This is a genomic window from Paraburkholderia graminis, assembly GCF_003330785.1.
GTDB classification, from domain to species: Bacteria; Pseudomonadota; Gammaproteobacteria; order Burkholderiales; family Burkholderiaceae; genus Paraburkholderia; species Paraburkholderia graminis.
Genome location: NZ_CP024934.1, coordinates 711258 through 734528, shown reverse-complemented (window position 1 = coordinate 734528; position 23271 = coordinate 711258). Strand labels below are relative to the sequence as shown.

The following is a 23271-nucleotide window of genomic DNA, read 5'->3' as shown; positions in this document are numbered from 1 at the left end:
CCCGATGGGGCTGAGTTCTGTATCGCACGGGACTCCGGCGTTTCAGTTTGAGCTCGATGCGCTTGCCGACGCATGCAAGCCAATGCGCGAACGTCTGCTGCGGGCCGATAACTATTTAGCCCCCATCCCAGTACGAACGTCCGTTGTTTGGTGCGCATCTGCCGTTTGAATGGCCCGCTGAACACGAAGGCAAACGGCTGCAACTGGCCGGAAATTGTCCACGATCCAGGCGTTGGCGTCGAATGTCCAGTTCTGGCCGGCTAGTGCCCACCGACCAATGGCGGCTCGTGGCCGCACTGCGTCCCAGGTCCGAGAGGGCCGCGTCTGCGAGGCCCGCGTTTCGTGCGCCGGCATGAACAAGCCGGAACGGACTGACGACGTCACCGCAAGCGGTGGCCATTGATACTCACGGTCTCTGAATATGCTAGTGACAAATGTCGAAGGAGGTATCAGACATACCAGTAGGATGTGTTGCCTTGTTGGTTGGCCGTGACGTTGAAACAATGCTTGTGAGTCAACGGGCTCGATCCCGGTCAGGGAAGCGACGAAACAGACGCGTTCAATTCACGAGGGAACTGGCGATGCGCATCTCGTTTTTTGCATACGATCAATGACAACCAACGCATATTCGAGGACGCGGCAATAAATCTTGGTTTGCGGACCGATAACCTCCGCCATGAAGTCCGGTCGGATCTTCGTGAGGCTGTTCAACAAGCGGGTGCATTCCCAGCCAGCGTGAAGGAGGAGACGAAACGTTGTCTTCTGGCTCTTGCGGCGGACGCAGATGCCGTCATCCTGACTTGTGCGACGCTTGGACCGGCTGTGGAAGGAATTGAAAGCACGTCCGTTCCGATTGTGAGAGCAGATGTCGCGTTAGCCGCGGCGGCAGGCAAGATTGGTGGAAAGACCGCCGTGCTGTGTGCGGTTGAGGCTTCCGTCGAGCCTACGAGACGCCTTTTCGCGCGGTATGCTAGCCACTCTGTTACGTCATTGGACGTCATCCACGTTGAAGGTGTGTGGACGCTGTTCCAGAATGGCGACGTCGACGAATGCTTCGCTGCTATCGCGGCATCGGCGGATCAAGCATATGAAGAAGGCGCAACTCTTGTTGCATACGCTCATCCCTGGATGGCCCCGGCGGTGAACCTCGCGCGCAGAGGAAGGCAGCCGCTTGATAGTCCCCAGGCTGCGTTGCGCGCCGTGATGCAGCGAGGCGGTGACCCTTCGCTCGGCTTCTGACATCCGACGGTGGTGCCGATTGTTGGATTGTTGACGATCTTCGCCGCACCTTTGAATGTCTCAAAGTGGCCGACTGTACGCGTTCGTCGCCTGCACCAGATTCGCGTCAACGGCGGACGAACCAAACCGACCCACAAGCGCCGCTGGTATTTTTTTCGGAGCGGACGTTCGACACGGCGAGCCAGCCGTTTAGCTCATGGTGCCAGTAGTGATTTCGACCAATGAAGTCAAATGCTTCTGGCCACGCCCGCCTGTCCCTGAAGGGCTGGTGCCTGGGAACGCTGGAGGAAACCGTTCGCTTCCAGGCCAGAGGGCGCCCGGAGGGTGGCGCGAAGAAGCGTCTTTCCTGGCGCATTGCCGCAGTCAGCGACTGAGTACTGCTGAACCTGAAGTTGTCCTGCATGGCAACCGTGTTAGGTCGCACAACCGGGTGCTCAGCGGCGGGGCAACAAATTGCTCTTGGCATTTCTCGAGCAGCTGCAGTAGCCGAAAGCGCTCTATCGGCAGCGGGAGCTTTTCACCAATCAGACCATGGTCCTATTGCGTCTAGGTAAAGCTGGAACAGATTATATTGGGATGGTGCGCATTCAACTCGGTGCATGTCCGTTCATCTGTGAGCAGTTAGGACTAGCGCAACTGGAATGCTGCGCGAACAGCCCGCATCGTGGACCGCGGTCCTTCAACGATCTGTCGTAGCCGACTTGGAAAGAACAATGAAGCTGACCAAAACATTCATGATGTTGGCGGGCCAGTAACAAACTGCTGCTCGGGTCTGCCCCGGCTACGCCGGGTAGATTACTCCCGGGAAAATCCGGGAGCGCGCGCCTTGTCGCCTTCGCGTAAGATCGTCGTCAGACGATCACGATCCGGGTGTACCTGCATGTCACCCTTCGTCCGCCCACGATGCACGACAAATGCAAGCGGTTCCGCTCGAAGCAGCACTCGATACCGTGTCTCGCGGTCGCGAAGGGCTCGCGTGAATCGGGGACCACGGCGTCGCCCCCATTCACGCCTATACGCCCTTTTGATCCTGCGGTGACTACGACGATCTGCGCCGCGGCGGCTTGGATGCCGTGCGTTTGAGGTCAGCCGTTCTGTCGATGGTCGTCAGGCGGCTGGCAGCGTTGCCAAGGTCGTCCGGGGCCGCGAGCACGGTGCAATGTATCGCCCCAGTCAGTGGCGCGTCACAGCGCGCGACTTGAAACCGCTGGCGTCGCTCGCTTGTCTGGTCCATCTTCGAATCTGCGGAGAGCGACATGATGAACCTCCGAAGTCTTGTTGCGGCGATCGTCGTCGTCCTGCTGACTTCGTGCGCAAGCCTTCCACCGCAAGCCGGCCGCGTGTCCACCCACGCGCTCACCGATACGCAGGCCACGCGCCTCGGCGCAGCGTTCACACCGCGAGACCAGCAGCATCCGGGAGAAAGCGCGTTTCACCTGCTGCCCGACTCTGTCGACGCGCTCGTCGCGCGCGTTGTGTTGATGGAATATGCTGACCGCTCGCTCGACCTTCAGTATTACATCTGGCACGCCGACCTGACCGGCCGTGAACTCGCCGCGGCCTTGCTGAGAGCGGCAGACCGCGGTGTGCGCGTGCGCGTCCTGCTCGACGATCTGGGCACGAATGCGGACGACCAGATGCTGCTGGTGCTCAGTTCGCATCCGAACATTGAGATCCGGCTCTTCAATCCTGTCGCAAACCGCCGGTTCAAGACGCTCGGCACGGCCACCGAGTTTGCTCGCGTCAACCGGCGTATGCATAACAAGGCGTTGATCGCCGACAACCAGGGCGCAATTCTCGGCGGGCGCAACATCGGCGACGAATACTTCGGCGCGTCGAGCACCGTCGCGTTTGGCGATCTCGACGTGCTGGTGCACGGGCCCATCGTACGGAATGTTTCGACGGCGTTCGACGAGTACTGGAATTCGGACGCGTCGTATCCGATCGAGAACCTCCTCGGCCGTCAGGCCGATCCATCGGCGCTAGAGGCTGGCCGCGCGAAGCTGGATGCCTGGCTTGCCTCCAACGAAAACGGTGCGTATGTGCGGCAGGCGAAAGCGCGGCTGACGCAGGTGATCCAGTCACGCGATGCCGAGTTTTCATGGGGCAAGGCGACGCTGCTCTATGACGACCCGTCTAAAATCACGCGCACGCCCAGCGACGCTGAAGGACATCTGATCTCGCAGTTCAGGGCGTTGAAGCTGGAGCCGACCCAGCACTTGCTGATCGTCTCGCCGTATTTCGTGCCCGGAAAGCGCGGCGTGGCATGGTTGAGCGGCCTGACGCAACACGGCGTGCACGTGACGGTGCTGACGAACTCGCTGGCGGCAACGGATGTCGCCGCGGTGCATGCGGGCTATCAGCGTTACCGGAAGCCATTGCTGGAAGCAGGCGTGCAACTGTACGAACTGAAACCCGTTGCGACAACCAGCGGCACTGTCGACAAGAACAAGTCAGTGTTGGGCTCGTCAAAAGCGTCATTGCACGCGAAAACGTATGTGTTCGACCGCAAAAGTGTCTTCATCGGCTCGATGAATTTCGACCCACGTTCGGTCGAGTTAAACACCGAGATAGGTATCTACTGCGAAAGCGAGCGTGCCGCCCGGCAGGTGACCGACCACGTGGAGTCGAGCCTCACCCGCGGAGCGTGGCGGCTCGAACTACGCACCGACGTGACCGGCGCGAGCCATATCGTCTGGAACGATACGGCCGAGGACGGCACCGTCACGGTATTAGATTCCGAGCCGGAAGTATCGGCGCTGCGCCGCGCAGGCATCTGGTTTCTCGGCATTCTGCCGATCGAGTCGCAGCTATGAATTCTGTTCTGGCTGGAAGTCGAACGCCATGGAGCCGGTTGCTGGTCGATGAGCGACGGACGCGAACTCGTCGTCCTATATACGATAAAGTCCTCTATCGCATACGGGTCGATCATAAAAAAACAATCTCACTGTTTGCTCTGGTGACACCAGGCCCTGATCGCTCAAATAAAAATCCCCGTCGGGCGTATGGCCCGTCTGCCGAATCATCGGTCGTCGTCGCTTTGCAAAATGGCGGTTCGTCGCTCGTCAACAGACGTTCAGCAACAGAGTGCGGAGGACCGTTCTTGGCCGACTATACGCGTTCGTCGCCTGCACCAGATTCGGGTCAACGGCGGACGAACCAAACCGACCCACAAGCGCCGCTGGTATTTTTTCGGAGCGGACGTTCGACACGGCAAGTCAGCCGTTTAGCTCATGGCGCCAGTAGTGACTTCGACCAATGAAGTCAAATGCTTCTGGCCACGAGGGTTCGTGGTCCGCCTCTACGTGAAACGTCACGCCGCCCGAAAAACAAAGGCAAAGTACGAAAGCATCTGTCCGTGTGACAGTGGTCACGGACCTACTCCCGACTCGCTTGTTTGACGCCGTTGGAGAAGACAAGATTCGAGAGGCGCTACAGCACATGGTGGTCTATGACCTTTACTCCGGCGACTGGAGAGAGCAGTAGTCATGCTTTCATGACGCATACCACGCCGGCCATTCAACCTTGGGTTCGCCGATCAGGAGTGCTGCGGCACTCAGTCGGCAAATCGTCGACGATCCTAAGCCCGATCTCGAATGACTGATTGTGGCCGAACCAGGAAGTTCGGCATGAACCGGCCAGTGACCAGCTCCGCCTCGCCGCGAATTTCCCTTGTCGACCCCTGAGCGGCCGTTCGGAGACGCGTCGATCCTTGACATAGACCCGTAGGTGGGCACAGCCATCATGATGGGCTGTTCTACTCTATTTAAAGGTACTTGAATTTTGTGATGTATATTTTGCTATTGAACCGGGCAGCCTTGAACTGAACTGGCTCCGTCGAGTTTGCTGTAGTTCGCTCCATAATCCACGGAATGGGTCGATATGTCATCTTTCGGCCCTCGATAATTAAATCCAGTATCTCGAATTCCTTCACATAGGCACGTGTCAAATAGCGTCCACCAGTTTCCCACTCCCAATGAGCGGGCACAATCCGCTTTGCTATGACCGTGGCGCTTCCGGTTCGCGCCTTCACTCCCGCAAAGTTGGCAATTTCGAATATTGCTTTCGCCATGCCGGCGAGGATGACCGCGTAGAAGAAGAAAAGCACGCCTGCGGCACCAAGCTGACCGCGATTCAGTAAGGTGAATGGAAGCGACGCGACGTTATGCAAAGACACTCTTGATCTCCATCTTGAAGGAGCCCGGTGCAACGCGCCGAGTGACGCTCACACGCAGTGCATTGATTCTCCCTCAGTCTTGGCCGAATTGTCAGCAATCTCGCCTGACATGTCGAGCATCCGGTTCTGGCCGTCTGTTACCGTTCGCGGCCACGACCGCCTATCTCTCGTCGGAGTCAAACACAAACGAGAGTTCGCTGACCCGCGACGCCCCACTCGCGAGTCCAAGGCCTAGCCAATTGAGCGTTGCTGGCTCGAGCTCAACTGCGAAGCGAGATCGTGCGCTAACAAGACGTGTACCGATTCTTTGACACTCGACCTCAAGCGCCGAATGCTCAACGCTGTCAAAAGCAAACGCGCGGAGAACCAGCCGACTGTATGAATTCGCGGCACTGGAGCCGTTCTCAGACACCACTTCATCTGTGGATGAACGAGGGAACTCGTACAAGGCACGGCCGAACTCTTGCGTCTCGGTAAGAGCAAAAATCTATTGTTGCTGCGAAGCCGGCGCCTCCATGGAAAATCGAAGCTTAATCATGCCGTCGTGATCGCCCCGAAGCGCTCACCACATCAACTCATTTGTCGATAACAGGTTTGCGATCCAAAGCGGCCGTCGTTCTGACCACCGCTGACCGCGAACCGCCTTCCACCCGCTCTCCACCGCCTAACGCCGTCTCGAGCTTCTTTCGATCGAGTCCGCCTTCCCACGCCGACACCACGATCGCCGCCACCCCATTGCCGACGATATTGGTCAAAGCCCGGCATTCGGACATGAAGCGGTCGATGCCGAGGATCAGCACCATCGCGCTCACGGGAACCGTCGGCACGACCGACAGGCTCGCGGCGAGCGTGATGAAGCCCGCGCCGGTTACGCCGGTCGATCCCTTCGAGGTCAACATGGTGACGAGGAGCAAGGTGATTTCCTGCGCGAACGACAAGTGCGTGTTGGTCGCCTGCGCGAGGAACAGCACGGCGAGCGTCATGTAGATGTTGGTGCCGTCGAGGTTGAACGAGTAACCGGTCGGCACGACGAGCCCGACGACGCCGCGCGGGCAGCCCAGCCGTTCGAGCTTGTCCATCAACTGCGGCAAGGCCGCTTCGGACGTCGAGGTGCCGAGCACGATCAGCAATTCGTCGCGGATGTAGGCGAGAAAGCGCCACAGACTAAAGCCGCACAAGCGCGCGACGATGCCGAGCCCGACCGCCACGAACAGAAATGCGGTGAGATAAAAAGCGCCGATGAGCTTGAGCATCGGCACCAGCGAGACGATGCCGTATCGGCCGATCGTGAAGGCCATCGCGCCGAAGGCGCCGATCGGCGCAAGACTGGTGACCATCCGCACAATGCGAAAGAACGCTTTCGAAAGTGTCTCGACCAGTTGCGTGACCGGCGCGGCGGGCGCACCCATCAGCGCGAGCGCGGTGCCGAACAGCATCGCGATCAGCAGCACGGGAAGGATATCGCCCTGAACCAGCGCGCCGAGAAACGTCTCTGGGATCACATGCGCGATAAATCCGGTGATGCCCTCGCCATGCGCCGCCTGCGCCGCATAACCCGACACGGCGCGCGCGTCGAGCGTGGACGGATCGACATTGAAGCCCGCGCCGGGCGCGAGCACGTGCGCGGCAAGCAAGCCGATCGCCAGCGCGAACGTGGATGCGGCTTCGAAATAGAGCAACGCCTTGCCGCCGACGCGTCCGACCTTCTTCATGTCCTGCATGCCCGCGATGCCGGTTACGACTGTGCAAAAGATCACCGGGCCGATGATCATGCGCACGAGCTTGATGAACAGATCGCCGAGCGGCTTGAGCGCGACCGCCGTTTGCGGTGCGAAATGTCCGAGCAGCACGCCGGCGGCGATGGCCGCGAGCACCTGAACATAGAGAATCTGGTAGATCGGCTTGCGTTTCATGTGTCTCCTCCGTTTTCGAGGCAAAGGGACGCCCTTCCCTTCTTCGATCGGAGGGGAATTGGCGGGTTTGAAACAAGGAAAGCCGCCGCGTCGCGCGGCGGATGGGTGCTTACATCACCTGCGCCCAGGGATGCCTGGCGAAATGCCGCTGTTCGAAGGCTTCGATCGCGGCGAGCGAGTCGAGCGTCAGATCGACGGTATCCATGCCTTCGATCACCATGCGCTTGTGGCGCGCGCCGATCGCATAATCGAACCGGTTGTCCGAGCCGGATGTCACCGTTTGCCGTTCGAGATCGATCGACAACAAAGTGCCTGGCGTTTCGCTTGCCTCGCGCGTCAGGGCATCGATCGCGTCGCGCTCCAGTTGCACGAGCAAGAGGCGGTTGTTCATCGCGTTCGAATAGAAGATTTCCGCGAAGCTCGGCGCAATCACCGCCTGAAAACCGTATTGCTGCAAGCCCCACACCGCATGCTCGCGGCTCGATCCGCAGCCGAAGTTCGCACCGCCGATCAGCACGGTCGCGTTCGCATACGCGCGCTGGTTCAGCACGCAGTCGTCGCGCGGCGCGCCGCGCTCGTCGAAGCGCAGGTCGTACAGCAGACCGTCGGCGAGACCCGCCTTGTCGATGATGCGCAGGAACTGCTTCGGCATGATCTGGTCGGTGTCGAGGTTGTCGATGGGCAGCGGCGCGGCGCTGCCGCGAATGGTCGTGAGTCGGGTCATGATGTGTGCGCCTCCAGCGTGCGGACATCGGTGATGCAGCCGGTCAGCGCGGCGGCCGCTGCCATCGCCGGGCTCATCAGATGCGTGCGACCGCCGCGTCCCTGACGGCCTTCGAAATTGCGGTTGGTGGTGGATGCGCAGCGCTCTCCGGCGTCGAGCACGTCGTCGTTCATCGCGAGGCACATCGAGCAGCCCGGCTCGCGCCACTCGAAGCCCGCATCGATCAGTGTCCGCGCGATGCCTTCCTGTTCGGCGGCCCGCCGCACGCTGCCCGACCCCGGCACGACCATCGCGCGCACGCCGGGCGCAACCTGCTTGCCGCGCACGATGCCGGCCACGATGCGCAAATCTTCGATGCGTCCGTTGGTACACGAGCCGATGAACACGCGGTCGACGCGCGTGCCGGCAATCGGCCGCCCGGCGGCAAGTCCCATGTAGTCCAGCGCGCGGCGCAGCGATGCGGCGGCCTCGGGCGTCGCTTGCGCGGCCTCGGCGGGAATCGGCTGATCGATGGCGACGGCCTGATCGGGGCTCGTGCCCCAGGTGACGAACGGCGCAATGTCGCCCGCGTCGAAGCAATGCTCGGCATCGAAACGCGCGTCGGCGTCGGAATGCAGGCCGCGCCAGTCCGCGAGCGCCGCTTGCCATGCCGCATCGTCGAGCGACGGCGCGTGGGCGCGCACGTAGTCGAACGTGGTCGCGTCCGGCGCGATCAGCGCGGCGCGCGCACCGGCTTCGACGGTCATGTTGCACAAGGTCATGCGCGCCTCGGCCGACAGCGATGCGATCGTCGAACCGGCGAATTCCACCGCGTAGCCGCGCGCGCCCTGTGCGCCGATCCTGCTGATGATCCAGATAACGAGATCCTTCGACGACGTGCCATAGGCAAGCGCGCCGTCGATCGTGATGCGCATGGTCTCTGCGAGCCGGTACACGAGCGTCTGCGTCGCCAGAACGTGCTCGACTTCCGACGTGCCGATGCCGAAGCCGAGCGCACCGAGTGCGCCGTATGTCGTGGTATGGCTGTCGCCGCACAGCACGACCATGCCGGGACGAATCAATCCGAGCTCCGGCGCGACGATATGTTCGATGCCTTGCAGCGGATCGTCGGCGGCGAGAAGGCGTATGCCGGCGCGTTTGCAGTTACGCGCCAGGTTCTGCGCCTGCAACAGCGACGCCGCATCGCGAATCACGCGCGGCGACTCCGCATGCGTCGGAATGATGTGGCTCACGACCGCGAGTTGCTGGCGCGGACGGCGCACCGCGCGGCCGCGGGCATCGAGCCCGCTGAACGCTTGCGGGCTGGTGTACTCGTTCATCAGATGCAGATTGGCGTACAGCAGCACGTTGTGTTCGTCGATACGCGCTACGCTGTGCGAATCGACGAGCTTCCGGTAGAGGGTCTGGTCTGACATGACTTACTCGCTGAGAAAAGGCAGCACGCGCTCGAGCAGCCGCTGTGGCGCTTCTTCGGGAATGTAGTGGCCGCAAGGCAGGGCCTCGCCCTGCACGTCCGGCGCGTACGCCCGCCACTCGGCAAGCGGATCGAAGCACTGCTCGATCACACCCTGCGCGCCCCACAACGCCATGAATGGGCAGTCAATCCGCTGCTGCGAGGCCAGCGTCGCGCGATCGTGTTCAAGGTCGATCGTCACGCTCGCGCGATAGTCTTCGCAGATGCCGTGCGCCGTCGCCGGATCGGATAGGCAGCGCAGATATTCCGCGTAAGCCGCCGGCGTGAACGGCGCGAGGCCGGCGCTGCGCGCGCCGATGGTCTGCTTCAGATAGAGATCGGGGTTGGCGCGGATCAGCGTCTCAGGAAACGGCGCGGGGCGCACCAGCATGAACCAGTGCCAGTAGGCGCGCGCGAACTCGAACGAGGTCTGTTCGTACATGGCGAGTGTGGGCGCGACATCGAGCGTCACCAGGCGCGTCACGACTTGCGGATGATCGAGCGCCATGCGCGCCGCGACCCGGCCGCCGCGATCGTGACCGATCACCGCGAAGCTCTCGTGGCCGAGACCGCGCATCAGCTCGACCTGATCGAGCGCCATGCGCCGCTTCGCATAGTTGGCGTGAGCCGGGTCGCCGGGCGGCTTGCCGCTGTCGCCGTAACCGCGCAGATCCGCCGCGACCACCGTGAAACGCTCCGCCAGCGCGGGCGCGACTTTATGCCAGATCGCGTGCGTTTGCGGATGCCCGTGCAAGAGCAAAAGCGCGGGACCGCGCCCGCCCTGAATTGCATGAATGCGCACGCGATCGACGGTTGCCGATGCGTCGCTGAAGCCTTCGAACATGGTTGTCTCCTGATCGCAATCCGAGTCTAATTGATGACTCATGCGATTGGGTTTCCTGAAAAGCATTCCGGCAGTAACTCACAGGAACGAATCGACCGAACAAAACGGAGCTCGGGATGGATAGCTTTTCGGATCTGAATCTGTTCGCGCTCGTGGCGCGGCATCGCAATCTGGCGGCGGCCGCGCGCGAGTTGGGCGTGACGCCACCCGCGGTCAGCAAACGGCTGGCGCAACTGGAACGGCGCCTCGGCGTGCGGCTGATGAATCGCACGACGCGGAGGCTGAGCCTCACGCCCGAAGGCGAGCTTTATCTGTCGAACGGCTCGCGCATTCTGGACGAGTTGTCGGAACTGGAGCATCTCGTCATGCAGAGCCGGGGCGAGCCTACCGGCCTGCTGCGCGTGAACGCTTCGTTTGGATTTGGGCGGGCCCGCATCGCGCCGGCGGTATCGGAATTCGTCACGCGTTATCCCGCGATAAAAATCCTGCTGCATCTGACGGACCGTCCGATGAGTCTTCAGGACGAAGGTTTCGATCTCGGCATTCGCTTCGGCGAAGTGCCGGATGCGCGCATCAACGCGCGGCTCCTGCTCGAAAACCGGCGCATGGTGTGCGCATCGCCCGGCTATGTGGCGCGGCATGGCCGACCGTCCGTGCCGCACGATCTGACGCGGCACGCCTGCATCGTCTTGCGCGAGAACGAATCGGCCTACGGCACGTGGCATTTTTCGCGCGGCAAACGCTCGGAAACGGTCAAGGTCGACGGCGCCCTATCCAGCAACGACGGCGGCGTCGTCCTGCATTGGGCGCTCGAAGGCCGCGGGATTGTCGTGCGTTCGCAGTGGGAAGTGGAACGGCATCTGGCGCGCGGCGAACTCGTGACGCTGCTGGACGACTGGGCGTTACCGGACGCCAATATTCACGCGATCTATCTGGAGCGCAATCAGCTCTCGGTCAGGCTCAGGGCCTTTGTCGACTTTCTCGGCGAGTTTCTGCGCAGGCCGGGCGGCTTGATGTAGCTACGTCGAGAAGGAAAGCCGCACCGAAACCATTCTCGCACTCAGCGTGCCCTACATCCCCCAACGCAACGACGGCGTATGAACCGGGCTGTCCCAGTGGCGTGTCATTTCGTCGTCCAGCATACATAGCGTAATCGACGCGCCCGCCATCTCGAGCGAAGTCGTCAGCGCCCCCACCTGGGCCCGGCCAACCTTCAGGTCGCGTTGCTCAAGCCATGCACGCGTCGAGTTAAAGAGCAGGTAAAGCTCGCCAAGCGGTGTTCCGCCGAGGCCGTTGATGAGCACCAGCAATTCAGCTCCGGGTTGAGGCGCGAGGTCATCGACGATCGCTTTGAGCAGTTCTCCCGCAATCGCGTCGGCGCCTGCGAACTTTGCGCGGCGCCGCCCCGGCTCGCCGTGAATACCCACGCCCACTTCGATTTCGTCATCGCCGATCTTGAACGTCAGCGTTCCTGCGGCCGGCACGGTGCAACTGCTGAACGCAACACCCATCGAAGCGGCGCGCTTGTTGATCCGGTCACCGAACGCCTTGCACTGTTCAAGGCCGGCGCCGCTTTCGGCCATGCTGCCCACCAGCTTCTCAACGATCACTGCGCCAGCGACACCACGCCGCCCGGTGGTGTAACTGGAGTTTTCGACTGCCACATCATCGTTGATCAGCACCATCGCGTTCGGGACCTCCGACATCTCCGACGCCATTTCGAAATTCATCAGGTCACCGGAATAATTCTTCACGATGAATAGCACGCCCGCACCGGTATCGACAGCGTCGGCAGCGGCCATCATCTGATCCGGCGTAGGAGATGTGAAGACCTGGCCGGGGCAGGCTGCGTCGAGCATTCCATAGCCCACGAAACCGGAGTGCAACGGCTCATGCCCCGAACCGCCACCCGATATCAACGCCACTTTGCCCGGTTTGAGCGTCTTGCGACGCACGTACACAGGCTCGTTGTTGAGTACGACGAGATCGTTATGCGCGGATGCAAATCCCGCCAGACTTTCGGCGAGGAAATCGTCGACGTGGTTGATGAATTTTTTCACGGTCTGGCCTCCTTTCACACCGGGTTGCGCGCCAGATGCGCGCATACGGCTGTAATCATGGTCTGACTGGAACGCGCACCAGGGTCGATATGACCGCGCGAGCGTTCGCCCAGAAACGACGCCCGCCCTTTGGTCGCGAGCATATCGCGGGTGGCAAGCATGTTCTGCTCGGCCACCTGCGGCAATTCATCCAGCACCGCTTTTCGCAACGCAGGTGATTCGACGGCCGCAAGCTCCTTAAAGCGCGCGGCAACGGGAATCAGCACGTCCATCATCGTCTTGCTGCCTACGCCCGTCTTACCCCGCTGCGCGACCGCTTCGACGCCCGCCGCAAACATGAGCGCGGTGCCCGCAACATCCAGTGGAGTGTTCGCCGATGCTTTCGCCATCCCGTGCAGCAGCGAAAAGAACAGCGGCCCGGACGAGCCGCCGACCGTCGACAGCACCTTGTTCGCCGCGAGTTCCAACGCGGCCCCAAATGTTTTCCCTTCGATGTCCGCACGCAAGGCAAGCAAGGCCTCCATGCCGCGCAGCAGATTGAAGATGTGATCGCCATCGCCGATCTGCTGGTCGAGCACGGCTATTTCGTCCGTGTGTTCCTTGAGCGCTGCATATGCGGCGTCGATACACTCCATGACCGTTTTGCCGTTCATGTCGGGATCCTCCTGCCGTCTGCACGGAAATATAAGAGGCTGCGTGCGGGCAGCGACACGCCCACGGACTGCCCCGGGCTGAAATTGCGTTCGACCATCGTGGTCGCCACAACCGCGGTTCCTGCATGCTCCAGAATCAACAGATGACGCAGCGGCGAGTACTCGAGCACCTTCAGGTCGAGTGCGTCACGTGGATGAGGGGCGCCGGGTGCATCACGCGCGTTGCCCTCGTGCAGCAGCACGTCTTCAGGACGAATCGCCACGGTGGCCGTACCGGTCGGCACCGCTGCCGAATTGAACAGCGTTGGCGGCAACAGGTTGATCGGCGGCGAGCCGAGCCGCTGCGCCGCGCTCAATGAAACCGGATTACCGTAGACCTCGCGCGGTGTGCCGAGCTGCACCAGACGGCCGTGTTCAAGAATGCCGATGCGGTCGGCCAGTGTGGTGGCTTCCACCTGATCATGCGTGACATAGAGAATCGTCGCGCCAATCTTACGATGCAGGCGCTTCAACTCGATACGCAATTCCTCACGCAGTTTTGCATCGAGCGATGACAGCGGTTCGTCCATCAGAAAGACTTTCGGCTCGCGCACGAGCGCACGCCCGATCGCGACGCGCTGCATTTCGCCGCCCGACAAATGCGTTGCCATGTTGTCGAGCTTCGCCTCCATGTGCAGCATCTGCGCGACCGCATGCACCCGCGCGCGCACCTGTTCCTCGCTGCTGCGACGACGGGGCGAACGCAGCGGAAACGCGAGATTGCCAAACACACTCAGATGCGGATACAACGAGTATTGCTGAAAGATAAACGCGACATCACGATCGGAAGGATGCACGCCGGTGGCGAGCGCGCCGTCGATCAGCACGTCGCCGGCATCGGGACCTTCCAGTCCTGCAATGAGGCGCAGCGTCGTGGTTTTGCCCGCGCCGCTCGGTCCGAGCAGCACGACGAATTCGCCGTCTTTCACGTCGATCGACAGGTCGTCCACCGCAACGATGTTGCCGAAGCGCTTCGATACATTGCGTAGCTGGACTTCAGCCATGACCGACTCCGTTGACAGAAAGCGTGGAAGCAGCGCCCAGCAGCAGGCGCTCAGTGGTGGCGTCATAAAGCAGCGTGCGTTCTTTCCGAAACGACAGACCGACGCTCGTGCCCGCGGCAACACCATCGTCTTTGCTGACGCGCACGCGCACGACGCCGAGCGCCGTTTCAACCGCCAACACCTGGTGCGAGCCGAGGTATTCGTCGGCGATCACGCGACCGCGCAGCGGCCCGTGCTCGTCGATCACGACGTGCTCGGGTCTGATCCCCAGCAATACGCGTGCGGCAGCGGCATCGCAACGCGGCACGCAAACCGGTGCGCCATGCAGACTCACCTGCTCCTGACCTGCCGTCACCGCGTCGTCGACGGGCAAGAAATTCATGGGCGGACTGCCGATGAAGTTGCCGACGAACACTGTCGCGGGGAAGTGATAAATCTCATGGGGCGAGGCCGCCTGCAACACTTCGCCCTGATTCATCACGACGATATCGTCCGCCATGGCCATCGCCTCACTCTGATCGTGTGTGACGTAGACCGTGGTGGCAGCGAGCGCGTTGTGCAGTTTGCGTAATTCCAGGCACATCAGTTCACGAAAGTCGGCATCGAGTGTGCCGAGCGGTTCGTCCATCAGGAATGCTTTCGGTTGCCGCACGATCGCGCGACCGAGCGCCACGCGTTGCCGGTCGCCACCAGACAGGCCGCCGGTCTTACGATCGAGAATGTTCTCGATGCGCAGCATATGCGCCGCTGCATCGACCCGCGCGGCAATCTCGCTGCGTGACACATGTTCGTTCTTCAGCGGAAACGCGATGTTATTGCGCACCGTCATGTGTGGATACAGCGCAAACATCTGGAACACGAAAGCAATATCGCGTTGCCGGGCGCGCAACGCAGTGACATCCTCACCGTCGATCAGGATCTGCCCGGAAGTCGGCAACTCGAGCCCCGCGATCATCCGCAGCGTTGTGGTCTTGCCGCAGCCTGACGGTCCGAGCAGCACGACGAAGCGTCCGGCGCCGATGGTCAGGCTGGTGTCGCGCACCGCGACAAAATCGTCGAAGCGCTTCTGAAGATGAGCGAGAACGATCGTGGACATGATTCAGTCTGGAAAATGGCTGGTGACGACGAACGCGAGCGCGCCCACCAGAAGCACCGGAAACGACCAGGTGAAGAGCGCGAGCGAAAACGGCTGCACGAGCATCGCCGCACCCAAGCCGATCAGTACCGTCGATGCACCCTCGCTGTACCTGCGACGTAACAGCCAGCGATGCGGAGCAATGTCTTCGCGTTTCATTTGCGCACGGCTCCGAAGGTGATGCCGCGTAACAGATGTTTGCGCAGCAGAACGGTGAAAAAGAGAATCGGCAGCACGAATAATGTTGTTGCAGCCGCAACGGCCGGCCAGTCCTGACCGCCTTCTCCGATGATGAATGGAATGAATGGCGGCATGGTCTGCGCATCGCCGCTTGTCAGCAGCGAAGCAAATGCGTATTCGTTCCATGCGAAGATCAGGCAGAAGATCGCTGTAGCGGCAATGCCCGTCGTCGCTTGCGGCAACACCACTTTCACGAAGGCCTGCAAACGCGTGTAGCCATCCACTAGCGCGGCTTCTTCATACTCGCGCGGGATCTCGTCCATGAAACCTTTAAGCAGCCATACCGCCAGTGAGACGTTCACCGCCGTGTACAGCACGATCATGCCGACATAGCTGTCGCTCAAACCCAGCGCGCGATACATCAGGTAGATCGGAATGGCGACGGCAATGGGCGGCATCATCCGTGTGGAAAGAATGAAGAACAGCAGATCGTCGGACAGCGGCACCTTGAAGCGCGAAAACGCGTATGCCGCGAGCGTGCCGAGAAATACCGCAAGAAACGTCGAACCGAACCCAATGACAAGCGAATTCATAAAGCGCGGCACAACCTTCGAAGGTCCGGCGATCACCATGTTGCGCTTGCGCACCTCGCGCTCATACCAGGTCCGCGCAGGCGGCAGGCTCGCAATGAACTCGGGCGTCTGCCGCGACCGGATCGTAAGCAGGTTCACATAGCCTTCCATGGAAGGCTGAAACAGCACGACGGGCGGATACGCTATCGCATCTTCCTGCGTCTTGAAGCTCGTCAGGAAGATCCAGACCATCGGTAACGTAGCAATCAGCGCATACGTGATGACAACCGCAGCCGCGAAGCGCCTGGCGCGCGGAGACGACGCCACCACGGAATGTTGTGTCGCAGTCGGTCTCATCGCTGTTTGATCCGGTTAAGTGCCTTCACATAAATATTCGCCGCACCGAATACCGTCACGAACAGAATAATTGCGAGCGCGGACGAATAACCTGTCTGCCACTTTTCGAAGGCGGCGCGCTTGAGCGTGATCGATACCGTTTCGGTAACCGAGCCCGGGCCGCCCGATGTGAGCAGGTTCACCATATCGAACATCTTGAAGTTTTCGATGCCGCGAAACAGTACCGCCAGCATCAGGAACGGCATGGTCATAGGCAACGTGATCGACCAGAACTGACGCCACGGCGTCGCTCGGTCCACTTCCGCTGCTTCGTAGATATAGTCGGGAATTGAGCGCAGACCCGCGAGGCAGATGAGCATGACGTACGGCGTCCACATCCACGTATCGACCATCACAATGGTCCACGGCGCGAGCGCCACGTCGCCGATCATCTGGAACGACGCCGGCGCGATGCCGGTGAAGAAGCTGACGATATCGTTGAAAAGCCCCGTCTGCGGTTGCAGCAGGAACGTCCAGAAGTTGCCCACTACAGCAGGCGAAAGCATCATCGGCAGCAGGATGAGCGTGGTCCAGAAGCTATGTCCGCGGAACTGCCGGTTGATCAGCAAGGCAAGCCCGAATCCCAGCAGCACCTCCAGCCCGACCGACCAGAACACGAAACGCGCGGTCACCTGCATCGCGTACCAGATATCTTCGTCAGTCAGGATGTCGACATAATTGTCGATGCCGACAAAACGCGCCGGCACGCTCGGCATGTTCGACTTGAAGTTGGTGAACGACAGGCGAAGCGCCCAGATCAACGGAAAGATGTTGATCGCGAGAAGCAGCAGAATGGTCGGGAGGATGAAGAGCCACGCGATGGTCCGATCCGACAGTCCGCTTAACCGCTTCGCTATGCGCGTCGACGCTCCCGCTTCGAGACTCGTGGGAGAAAAAGGCTTATCTGCCAACATGCCTGGCTCCTTTAAGCGGACCGGAGACAGGCCGTTCGGCCGCCGCCGGTCCAGTCAAGCCCAGCTAAAAACTACTTTCCTTCTTGCTTGAAGACCTTGGTCCAGTCTTTCACCAGCAGATCCAGCGCATCTTTGGCCGTGCCTTTATCGGCCACGACGTAGTCGTGCACACGCTTTTGCATGTCGAGCAACAGCTCGGCATAAGCCGGCTCTGCCCAGAAGTCTTTGACGATTGCCATCGACTTCAGGAACGCGGGTGCGAACGGCGCGCTATTAGGGAAGTCCGGTGCGTCCACCACCGATTTGGCTGCCGAATAGCCACCCAGTTGCCACCATTTCTTCTGCACGTCGGGTTGCGCGAACCACTTGATATATTCGAGCGCGTCTTCTTTATGGTCCGAGTACGAGACGACCGAGATCCCCTGCCCGCCCAGCTGAGTGTATTGCTTCGTCTCACGCGGATTGACGAAGAAGCCGATCTTCTCGCCACCGACATTCGGGTCTTTATAAAGCCCTGGGAAGAACGCAAACCAGTTCATCTGCATTGCCACCTGACCCGACTTGAACGCGTCGAGCCCCTCCTGCATGTAGGCGTTGGTCATGCCTGGCGCCGTGCAACATTTATAGAGCGCCTTGTAGTACTCGAGCCCCTTCACCGCGCCTGGCGAGTTCACGAAGCCGTCGAGGTGATAGGGGTTCTTGGGATCCTGATACTCAAAGCCGAAGTTGTATAAGGCATTCGTCGCGCCCATCGTGATTCCCTCGGAGCCACGCTCCGTGAAGATATACACGCCATAGACCGTCTTGCCGTCGATCTTTCGACCCTGGAAGAATTGCGCAGTCTGCTTGAGTTCGTCGAGCGTAGTGGGCGGCGCAAGCTCACGGTTGTACTTCTGCTTGAATTCCGCGCGAAGTTCCGGGCGCGCAAACCAGTCCTTGCGGTACGTCCATCCGACTGCGTCAGCCATCGCAGGTAAAGCCCAATAGTTCGGCGTATTCTTTGGCCACTCCGAATATCCCACCACCGTTGCAGGCACGAAGTCGTTCATGGAAATCTTGTTCTTCGTGAAGAAGTCGTTGAGCTTCACGTAGTGTCCATTGACCGCCGCGCCGCCAATCCACTGACTGTCGCCAATGATGAGATCGCACAGCTTGCCGTGCGAATTGAGTTCATTGATGAAGCGGTCAGCGTAACTGGTCCACGGTACGAACTCGAACTTCATCTTGATGCCGGTCTTCGTCGTGAAATCCTTCGACAGTTCGACCAGTGCATTGGCGGGATCCCATGCCGCCCAGCAAAGTGTCAACTGCTTATCCTGTGCCTGCGCGCCCGTTGCAGTGCCGAGCCCCAGCGATATGAGGGTTGCCGCCACTACCCTCGCTGACGTTAGACGTACCATGTCTCTTCTCCTTGTCTTTCTCGCGTCTCCAACCTCATGACATTCAGCGCCCATGCGCCGGGCACCGCATTTCGGCTCTGGCAGATCAGAAGTCGATCCGCGTGTCGCGAGCGTCAGGCATGCGCATTCTCACGAAGATAAATCCGGGTTTCCGGCGTGGGGATGGCAAGCGCCCCCCGAACGTCGTTAAGAAAATTAATCGCGGCGAGCCCAGCCCAATGAACAATGCCGCGCACGTCCTGACCGAGTATCACGTCGATCGCGCGTTCCGAGAGTTGGCTGCGGGTCTCCGCAGTGCATTCGTGGCCAATCAGGACGAGGTGAGCCTTGTCGCCGGACTCCTGCAATGCCGCTGCAATGCCGGAGATGCCGCCGCCCGTCACATACACGCCGACCAGATCCGCATGGCGCGCACGTAGGCCCTGTACGGCGAGGCCCGCACCATCGTCGTCTTCGGCGAAGTCCGGTTCGGCGATCCAGCGCAGGTTGCGGAAGTCCTCCTCCAGCACTTGCGAAAAGCCAGTGCGGCGTTCCACCTGATCATGCAGACGCGACGATCCCGATAGCACGGCAACCGTGCCGAGCTTCGCGCAAAGGAAGCGCCCCATCAGTAGTCCTGCCGTGCGTCCGGCAATCCGGTTGTCGACACCCACATACGCGGCGCGCCGGCTCGCAGGCAAATCGGAGAACACGGTGACGACCGGCACCTGAGCGTCGCTCATCTCTTCGATGAAACGCTCGACCCACGGATAGTCCAGAGGCGCGAGCACGAGCGCGTCGTAGTCGATCACTTCGGCGGCGAACGCCGCGGTCTCGCGTTGGCTGGAAAAATCGCAGCGGTAAAACGAGGGGATGATGCGGTGCTCGCGAAAGAAGCTGGCCGACAGCGCAATATCGCGCTCGACGTGATCGAGGAAGCGGGAGTTCACTTGCGGCAGCACGAACGCGACCCGGAACGAACTGACCTTTGCCGGCCGGCCACGGCTCGCCCGCTCGTCACGCAGATTCGCGAGTGCAAGATGCACGCGTTCGGCCGTTTCCGGACGCACAGCCTGATCGTCGCGCAGGACACGATCGACCGTGGCCACGCTGACGCCAGCCCGACGCGCAATCATCGTACGAGTAGCCGGCATGGGTCTCCTCCGGTGCCGAGCGAAAGAATTATTTTGTTTTACTGAAGGTAGTTTTTCCCACGAAAAATGCAAGCTTTTTCGCCGCGGAAAAAGCGTCATTGTTTTGATGGACATAAAACACGGTGGTGCCCGGTAGCGCCAGCAAGTGCGACGGACGACGCAGCGGGCCTACAGATCGGGGATCGCAGGGAGAGTCGATGGCGTGCGGCGGCTATTAGCGCCCGAGGAGAACCCCGGCCAACTGTCGTGTCGACCGCGGTATGGGTATTGGGTGGGTGCTTAGAAAAAGAGAAGCCCTCGGTCGTGAGTCACAACTGATCCTGCCTTTAGGCTTTTAATCGCCGGAGCCATTTCGAACTTCGCGAACCGGACGTCCGACACGGTCGGACGGCGCGGAATTCCTGTGATGAGCCCACTCGCGCAGCTTATCCAGTGCGCCGCCTGAATGCGGGTTAGCAAAGTGAAACAGGACGGTCGACCTGACGCTATGCGGCAGACAAGCCTGATTCGCGTGGAGCGATCGCATTCCCCAGAAAAAATACATGTTGCCTGGCTCGAGCGGTACGACGCGTGCGCCGAGCGCGCGCTGCACGCTTTCGGCTGCAAGTACCCGGCGCACCAGCGAGTTTTGCACTACCGCTTTCTCGACAAGGTTGATCACCGATGAAGAGCGGATCTTGCGCAGGTTCGGATACATCACGAGGTCGCCGCGCGGCTCGTTCGGGCCGTTTGGAATGATCAGCGGCAAGAGCGCGGTGACGACGTAGGTGTCGTAGTGGAACAGGTTTGATGCCTTGAGTCCGAGATCACCCGACAGCACCCGAAGCGCGGAGACGATATCGATGTCGGGCACGGCTCGCCCGGTGCCGCGCCGGTACAGTCCGGCGAGTATCCGGCGCAGATCAGGCGAATCACCGAATGCCGCGAGCGGCGAGGCGTCGAGCCAGGGATGGCCGGCATAGATGAAATGCTGGCGCTGATGCTTGTCCAGTTCGCGCTGGACATAATCGCTCGCCATTGCAAGTTCAACGGGTGAAAGGACATCGTGAAGTGCGCTTATGCCGACCGCGTCCATCTCACGGCTCAATGCGTCGAGGCTTTCATCGGTCACCTGCTTCAATCTGGAGTCCAGAATTTGATCGGGCGGACTTTCCATGATTCCTCACACAAGGTTGTCGCAGGATAGATACGTCGTGTTTTTTCCGAATCGTCCAATTTTGCCTACAGTGTGTCATGCACCGACTATGAGTTATGTGCGGCGGAGCATATGGCGGTTCACGTTAAAGGACATCGCGTTCTGCGACTAGTTGTGCGCCCGTGTGCTGAAGGTTGCTTGCCAGGAGCATTCCCGCACCTTGCGCTACCGGATAGCCGGCACCGATGTTATGCACGAGGGGAATGAGATCCGGGCTCCTGAAGCCGACAATAGTGGCGGATGTGAATTCCGTTCATAGCTCTTTCGGTTCTCGCCACACGCCGCCCGAATCGCTCGGCATATTCGCGCAAAGTATTGCGCGCCGACACGCTCTTTTATTAGCGATACCCCGCGATGTGATCTAAGATCGAAAGAACGTGCGTGCTAAACAGCCTTCTCAATAGGAGATATCCAATGGCAGCATTCGTCGATCATCCGGCGATTTTGTTTCTGGTTCTCTTTGTTTTATTCATTGCGGCAGTTGCATTCGGGGTGTTTGTCTTGCGCCGTCTATCTCCATTGCATGAAGACGAACGCGACGATTTCAGCGCTGTCCAGGGCGCCACGCTCACGTTGTTGGCTTTATTGATCGGTTTCAGTATTTCCATGGCGGTGAACCGCTATGACCAGCGAAAAGTCCTTGAAGAAGCGGAGGCTAACGCGATCGGTACGGAATTCGCGAGGGCCGATTTGACGGAGCCTGGCGTCCGTGACGAGATGAAGGCGGCATTGCTCCAATACACCCGCTTGAGGCTGACAGAGTTTCGGACCCGCGATCACGCCGAGCGCAAACAACTCGACGGTGAACTCGCAGCGCTACAGTCGAGATTGTGGCTGCAGGCAACCCACGTTGGAAAAAATCAGCCCACGCCCATCGGGGCGCTCGTCGTTGCGGGAATGAATGATGTGCTCAATTCGCAGGACTATTCAGAGGCCGCAAGAATCAATCATATTCCGCTCGGCGCATGGGTTTTGATGATCGTGATCGCGGTTTTCGGATGTGCGGTTCAGGGTTATGGCGCCAAAGGGAAGCGCCGTACTGCACTGCTCATGACTATTCTGCCCGTGACGATCTCATTGTCACTCGCCCTGATTGCCGACATAGACAGTCCGCGCGGCGGGATCATCCGCGTGCAACCGCAGAACCTGGCGAGGCTTCTCCAGTCGCTGGAAAAGTAATGGCTGGTTCTGACAGCCTGCTTATTCACATTGGAATGCGCGACAAGTAGTACCGCTTGATCATGCTATTAGCTAATGCAGCCTAAACCTGAAAGCGTCGCTTCCACTGCCTCGTCGATTGGCGTATTCGGCTCGTGCCCTAACGTAGCGATCAATCGGGTGTTTTGCATCCGGACAGGCGTTTGCCACAAATAGCGCATCTCGCCCAATTCGCGAAACGTCGCATTAAACGGTGACGCGAGCTTGACGAGCGCCCACGGAAATGCGCCGACCCCCGGTTCTCGCCCCGTGCGCCGCGCCACGACTCTGCGAATGGCCGCCACGAGTTGAGTACCGTCCTCGTCCCAGTGGCCACCCATATGAAAGCGCGCGAAAGGCTCCAGCGTGTCGCGCCGCGCAAGCAGCTCGAGCATCGTATGAGCTACGTCAGGCAAATAAGACCACTGATGGCCAACCCCGCGCGCGCCCGGATAACTGATCTTTGCGACGGGCTTTCCCGGTTTGACGAGACCCTGCGAAAACCAGTTATTGCGCGCTCGCGGGCCGAAGAAATCACCCGCTCGCACAATCAACGCGCGCAACCCTTCTGTGGTCGCGCGTTGCAGCAGAGCCTCCATTTGCACGCGGATTGCGCCTTTCTTTGTCACCGGATGTTGAGGCGCATCTTCATCGAGCAGCGCAAACGCGTCCGGACCGAAGTTGTACACCGTGCCCGGCAGCACGATCGTTGCGCCTACCGCTTTCGCTGCTGCGATGGTGTTATCCAGCATCGGCAGGACAATCTGTTCCCAGCGCCTGTAGCCCGGTGGATTGACCGCATGCACGATGACCGACGCGCCTTGCGCCGCGCGTACAACGTCGGCATGGTTCATCGCGTCGCCCTGCACCCATTCGATGCCGTCCGCGCGCGGACTCAATGCACTTGACGCACTCGACGAGCGCTGCATCGCCCGTACATGCCAGCCTGCCGCAACCAGTTGCCGCGCAAGTTCCCCACCGATGCCGCCGGTCGCGCCAAGTACGAGTACCGTTTCATCTGCCACGTCAGTTGCTCCATTTCG

Annotated in this window: 20 protein-coding genes; 4 read left to right on the top strand and 16 right to left on the bottom strand. The window is 60.4% G+C overall.

Translation table 11 applies throughout. The features are described 5' to 3' along the window. Positions 1-597: 597 nt before the first annotated feature. Together CUJ91_RS03255 and CUJ91_RS03245 are read left to right on the top strand one after the other, a co-directional pair. Positions 598-1239 carry an aspartate/glutamate racemase family protein gene (locus CUJ91_RS03255; RefSeq protein ID WP_167450645.1) on the top strand — a complete coding sequence of 214 codons (642 nt, stop codon included), beginning with the start codon at positions 598-600 and terminating at the stop codon, positions 1237-1239. 1256 nt (positions 1240-2495) lie between these two features. Continuing rightward, a complete protein-coding gene (locus CUJ91_RS03245; RefSeq protein WP_044020461.1) occupies positions 2496-4055 on the top strand; it encodes a phospholipase D family protein in 1560 nt (519 codons plus the stop codon). A 950-nt stretch (positions 4056-5005) separates the two neighbouring features. On the opposite strand, the gene CUJ91_RS03240 is transcribed toward CUJ91_RS03245, so the two are convergent. The 5 genes from CUJ91_RS03240 to CUJ91_RS03220 form a co-directional block, all read right to left on the bottom strand. Continuing rightward, entirely contained in the window at positions 5006-5416 is a 411-nt protein-coding gene (locus tag CUJ91_RS03240) for a hypothetical protein (protein ID WP_006047762.1), read from the bottom strand. Positions 5417-5991: 575 nt separating this feature from the next. Further along, a complete protein-coding gene (locus CUJ91_RS03235; RefSeq protein WP_114155819.1) occupies positions 5992-7329 on the bottom strand; it encodes a dicarboxylate/amino acid:cation symporter in 1338 nt (445 codons plus the stop codon). A gap of 109 nt (positions 7330-7438) precedes the next feature. Next, a complete protein-coding gene (gene leuD, locus CUJ91_RS03230) occupies positions 7439-8053 on the bottom strand; it encodes a 3-isopropylmalate dehydratase small subunit (protein WP_006047764.1) in 615 nt (204 codons plus the stop codon). Then, positions 8050-9468, bottom strand: coding sequence for a 3-isopropylmalate dehydratase large subunit (leuC, locus tag CUJ91_RS03225; RefSeq protein WP_006047765.1), 1419 nt, complete (start codon positions 9466-9468; stop codon positions 8050-8052). The genes leuD and leuC overlap by 4 nt, the downstream gene beginning before the upstream one ends. A 3-nt stretch (positions 9469-9471) precedes the next feature. Further along, positions 9472-10350, bottom strand: coding sequence for an alpha/beta fold hydrolase (locus tag CUJ91_RS03220; protein ID WP_006047766.1), 879 nt, complete (start codon positions 10348-10350; stop codon positions 9472-9474). A 116-nt stretch (positions 10351-10466) separates the two neighbouring features. Here CUJ91_RS03220 and CUJ91_RS03215 point away from each other — a divergent pair, with 116 nt between their 5' ends. Beyond that, positions 10467-11369 (top strand): LysR family transcriptional regulator, encoded by a 903-nt coding sequence (locus CUJ91_RS03215; RefSeq protein WP_006047767.1) that lies wholly within the window; start codon positions 10467-10469, stop codon positions 11367-11369. A gap of 51 nt (positions 11370-11420) precedes the next feature. Here the strand turns inward: CUJ91_RS03215 and dhaK are convergent, their stop codons facing one another. The 10 genes from dhaK to CUJ91_RS03165 form a co-directional block, all read right to left on the bottom strand. Next, positions 11421-12410, bottom strand: coding sequence for a dihydroxyacetone kinase subunit DhaK (gene dhaK / locus CUJ91_RS03210; protein ID WP_006047768.1), 990 nt, complete (start codon positions 12408-12410; stop codon positions 11421-11423). Between the two features lie 14 nt (positions 12411-12424). Further along, positions 12425-13063, bottom strand: a complete 639-nt coding sequence (gene dhaL, locus CUJ91_RS03205) for a dihydroxyacetone kinase subunit DhaL (RefSeq protein ID WP_006047769.1) — start codon at positions 13061-13063, stop codon at positions 12425-12427. Further along, the gene (locus tag CUJ91_RS03200; protein WP_006047770.1) at positions 13060-14106 is read right to left on the bottom strand and encodes an ABC transporter ATP-binding protein; all 1047 of its coding nucleotides are present in this window, start codon (positions 14104-14106) and stop codon (positions 13060-13062) included. Before CUJ91_RS03200 ends, dhaL begins: the two co-directional genes overlap by 4 nt. After that, entirely contained in the window at positions 14099-15202 is a 1104-nt protein-coding gene (locus CUJ91_RS03195) for an ABC transporter ATP-binding protein (RefSeq protein WP_006047771.1), read from the bottom strand. The genes CUJ91_RS03200 and CUJ91_RS03195 overlap by 8 nt, the downstream gene beginning before the upstream one ends. A 3-nt stretch (positions 15203-15205) precedes the next feature. Then, positions 15206-15400, bottom strand: a complete 195-nt coding sequence (locus tag CUJ91_RS03190; RefSeq protein ID WP_006047772.1) for a hypothetical protein — start codon at positions 15398-15400, stop codon at positions 15206-15208. Continuing rightward, the gene (locus CUJ91_RS03185) at positions 15397-16350 is read right to left on the bottom strand and encodes a carbohydrate ABC transporter permease (protein WP_006047773.1); all 954 of its coding nucleotides are present in this window, start codon (positions 16348-16350) and stop codon (positions 15397-15399) included. The genes CUJ91_RS03190 and CUJ91_RS03185 overlap by 4 nt, the downstream gene beginning before the upstream one ends. Further along, on the bottom strand, positions 16347-17303 hold the full coding sequence (locus CUJ91_RS03180; protein WP_006047774.1) for a carbohydrate ABC transporter permease: 957 nt from the start codon (positions 17301-17303) through the stop codon (positions 16347-16349). Before CUJ91_RS03180 ends, CUJ91_RS03185 begins: the two co-directional genes overlap by 4 nt. Positions 17304-17374: 71 nt before the next feature. Next, the gene (locus CUJ91_RS03175; RefSeq protein WP_006047775.1) at positions 17375-18703 is read right to left on the bottom strand and encodes an ABC transporter substrate-binding protein; all 1329 of its coding nucleotides are present in this window, start codon (positions 18701-18703) and stop codon (positions 17375-17377) included. Positions 18704-18816: 113 nt separating this feature from the next. Beyond that, positions 18817-19836, bottom strand: a complete 1020-nt coding sequence (locus CUJ91_RS03170) for a LacI family DNA-binding transcriptional regulator (protein WP_006047776.1) — start codon at positions 19834-19836, stop codon at positions 18817-18819. Positions 19837-20170: 334 nt separating this feature from the next. Continuing rightward, complete coding sequence (locus tag CUJ91_RS03165) at positions 20171-20992, bottom strand: hypothetical protein (RefSeq protein WP_006047777.1); 822 nt, start codon at positions 20990-20992, stop codon at positions 20171-20173. 453 nt (positions 20993-21445) lie between these two features. On the opposite strand from CUJ91_RS03165, the gene CUJ91_RS03160 reads away from it, so the two are divergent. Beyond that, positions 21446-22210 carry a bestrophin-like domain gene (locus CUJ91_RS03160; RefSeq protein ID WP_006047778.1) on the top strand — a complete coding sequence of 255 codons (765 nt, stop codon included), beginning with the start codon at positions 21446-21448 and terminating at the stop codon, positions 22208-22210. A 68-nt stretch (positions 22211-22278) separates the two neighbouring features. Here CUJ91_RS03160 and CUJ91_RS03155 read toward each other — a convergent pair whose 3' ends face one another. Next, complete coding sequence (locus CUJ91_RS03155) at positions 22279-23253, bottom strand: SDR family NAD(P)-dependent oxidoreductase (protein ID WP_006047779.1); 975 nt, start codon at positions 23251-23253, stop codon at positions 22279-22281. Between the last annotated feature and the right edge of the window lie 18 nt (positions 23254-23271).